1 protein-coding gene is annotated in these 3,800 nt (G+C 57.0%); it reads left to right on the top strand.

Going from position 1 to position 3,800, the window contains the following annotated elements; genetic code table 11:
* On the top strand, window positions 1-3,800 hold a 3,800-nt coding region (locus AKL27_RS26790; RefSeq protein ID WP_198156105.1), incomplete at both ends, for a LysM peptidoglycan-binding domain-containing protein.

A 3,800-nucleotide genomic window follows, 5' to 3' on the forward strand; every position in this document is an offset into this window, starting at 1 on the left:
CGCCTACGATGTGCTGGATGCGGCCGGCACCCTGGTCGGCACCAGCAATGGTTACTTCCGACCCAACAACAATAGCAACGACAATACCGGCAACGTCGACATCCAATGGATCATTGCCCTGGATGACGCCAGTCAGATTCGCAGCGAACGGCAAATCATTCGCACGCAGGAGCATGACGCCTTCGGCAATGTGGTAGCCGAAACGGATGGCAACGGCAACACCACCCGCTTCGAATACAACGCTCTGGGCAAGCTGGTCCTCAAGCGCGACGCGGCTACCGATATCACGTTGGCAAACGGCTATATCCAGACCGGAGCGCAGGCACAGACCCGTTACTATTACGATCTCAATGGCGCCCAGGTCGGCATGCAGGATGCCAATGGCAACCTCACTACGCAAGTCTGGAATGGCGCCGGTATCGGCAAGGAATGGCATGCCGATGGCGGCGTCAAGACCAATGAATACGATGGCTTCGGCAATCTGACGGCGACCATCAATGAAGACAACTGGCGCACCGAATACGTCTACGACAAGAACAACCGCCTGATCCGCATGGACAGCACCGTCAGTGCCGGTGTCAAGAGTTCTGATTCCTACGAATACGATATCAATGGTCAGCGCATTGCGCACACCAATGGATTGGGCTACCGCGACACCACGCGTTACGACAGTCTGGGACGGGTGACCGCCACGGTCACGGCCGAAGGTCGTGTCACCAGCTACAGCTATACCTGGGACAACACCATCGGCAGCATCGGTACACTGCAAAGCGGCGGCTGGCGCCGGACCATGACCGACGCCAACGGCAACACCATGGTGGATGATCTGGATGTGTTCAACCGCGTGCTCAAGCACACCGATCTGGGTGGTCATGTCTTTACGTATACCTATAACTGGGCGGGGCTGATCAGCAAACAAACCGGCACCAGCGGTCAGAACATCGACTACAGCTACTACGGCAATGGCTACCTCAAGAATGTGGTGGATCACGGTGTTGGCACTACCTCCACCTATGAATACGACAACAACGGCAACCGCACATTTGAAGGCTATCTGGCCAACAACGGTGCCTTGGCGTTCCAGCAACAGACGATTCGCTACGATGCCCTGAACCGGGTGATCAATATCAGTGACCCGCGCTACAACATCAGCTATGAATATGATGCCGTGGGCAACCGCCGGCGTGTCTACAGCGTGTACTCGGATGGTGTCGGCGGCAAACTGGCTGAACAGGATTACTGGTACAGCTACGACAGCATGAACCGGTTCACCATCAGCATGGGACAACTGAGCGGAGCGCGGGCGACAGCGGCCAATGCCACCAATGTACAAGTGGTGCGCGGCGCCACCGGGGATGGTGTGCAACTGACCTATACCCAAGCTGGGTTGCGGCATGTGGCCAGTTATGCGCAAAGTGCCAACCATGCGGCCTACGACGAAACCTACTATTACGATGGCCGCGGCTTGCTGACCAAGACCCAGTTGAGTGATGGCAGCTGGACACTGCGCACCAACGATCTGGCCGGCCGGGTCACCGACTATCAATCGACCGAAGCCAATGGCACAGTCTTGCAGCACAGCGTACGAACCTGGGATAAAGACAACCGCATGCTGCAAGAGCATGACCAGTTGTTGAACAAGGGCAGTCGTTATGAACTGATGGCAGACGGCACCGTGTCGGCGATTCAGACCTATGGTGAAGAAACCACGTTGCGCACTACCTATCAGTATCAACTGTGGGATAGCGCCAAGCAAAGCAGTGTGACGATACAAGCCAAGAATGCCACGGTAGACAGCTGGCATCAGGTCTGGCAACCGGGCTTCAGTCAGTTCGGTTACGACGTCAATGGCCACAGCAGCTACGCACGTGACGAGAGCGGTAACCGCAGCTTCCGTTACTGGACCGATGCCGACGGACAAGTGCTCAAGCGTGACGAATTGATCGGCGGCAGTTTCGATCCGGCCACCGGTGTGGTCAATGGTGCCAGCAAGAACCGCTCACACAACTACTATTACTTTGATGGGCATCGGGTCGGTGATGTCGGCAACGACAGCGTGGAACGCATCGACTACGCGCAGGAACTGGCGAATGTACGTCAAGGTGGCAGCGAACGCAGCTATCAGAAGTTCACGCCGAGCAATGCGGCCGACTTTGATCAAAGCTATCAACCGATCAACGGTGAGTATCCGGGTGGTGCTCCGAGTATGTACACGGTACGCACCGGTGACACCCTGGCAGGTGTGGCACGGGCACTGTGGGGTGATGCAGGCTTGTGGTATTTGCTGGCGGATGCCAACGGCTTGCTCGGTGTGCAGCCGGGTGATGCACTGACGGCCAACAGCACCTTGGTGGTGCCGAACAAGGTCGCCAATATCCACAATACCAGCGCCACCTTCAAACCGTACAACCCGGGCAAGGCACTGGGGGACACCAGTCCGACCTTGCCGAAGGCACCGACGCCACCACCGCCGCCGCCTTCGGATAGCGGGGGAGGATGTGGAGGGATTGGCATTTTGATTGCCGTCATCGTGATTGTGGTCGCGGTGGTTTCGCAGCAATACTATTTGGCAAACTATGGGACTGCTGCCGGAGGCACGGCAGCAGCAGGTGGCGCGACGGCTGGAGGTGCCGCTGCTGGTGGTGCAGCAGCAGGCGGTGCAGCGGCCGGTGGGACGTTGGCTGCAGGTGCCGCTGGAGCTTATACCGCCGGCTCGTATGTCATTGCTGGTGCCATAGGCGGAGCTTTGGGCTCACTGGCAGGGCAGGTAGCCGGGAATATAGTTGGTGTCCAAAGTGGATTTGATTGGAAGGCTGTCGGCATGGGTGCAGTCCGCGGTGGTATAACGGGCGGTCTGGGTCAGGGGGCTGGATTGACGGTACAAAACGCTGTGATGGCGGATGCGCTATCACAAGGCATTTTTATGGCGGCAGGATGGCAGGATACATTCAATTGGCGCGGGGTAGCAGCTAGTGCGGCTGGTGCTGCGGTCGGAGGGTATGCGAACAGTCAGAACTGGGGAAGTGGTGCCACGCTGATCGCCAGCGGGATGGCGTCGACGTTGGTCAGGGGAGGGAGTTTGAAGGAAGGGTTTTTGCAGCAGGCGGCTCAGATGGGCGCCGGTATCGCGCTCAGTATGATGGAGCAGCAATTGCAACAGACCCAATCAGATAACGACGGATTGGACTTCCAGCGGGATATGGCGAACCGACGGATGAGTAATCCGTTGTTGCAAGTGAGGACCGAGACGGGGAACAATCCCAACGTCCCATTAATTAACGACGTGTTTGCGAATGCTGGAAACTGGAATCGGGATCGTAGCAGCGATATCCTGCTGGCTGCAGGTAACGGTTATGAAGGGCTGAATTCAACTGGAACGCATGAGGATGTATCTAACGGTCCTTTGCGTGTATATGAATATGGCGACAAGCTCGTCGGTACACGTGGGTCGGGTCTTGAAATCGATCCCGCTGCACGAGAAGTTACGCGTGCCGCAGGTATAGATGGTTTGCATATGGTGGATGTTGTTGTTTCCTCCAAAACGGATAATCGTGACCTTGCACCAACCATTGCCAATGCTGCTGCAATGGGATTGTTGGGGGCTTCCGATCCTCAGTGGTTGACGGATTTCCGACGCGGTTATGCAGACCCGAACGATTACTACGGTCTTGGCGTCATGGGATCGGACACGACAGCCGCACAAATGGCAGGGCAGTTCGTTGGAGGGACCCTCAACGCCTTTACGCAGATGGGGCGAGGTTTTATTGGGGCGAGCAGCAGTGATGCGATGCGTGCTGATT

This window comes from Herbaspirillum autotrophicum, from assembly GCF_001189915.1.
Lineage (GTDB): Bacteria > Pseudomonadota > Gammaproteobacteria > Burkholderiales > Burkholderiaceae_D > Herbaspirillum > Herbaspirillum autotrophicum.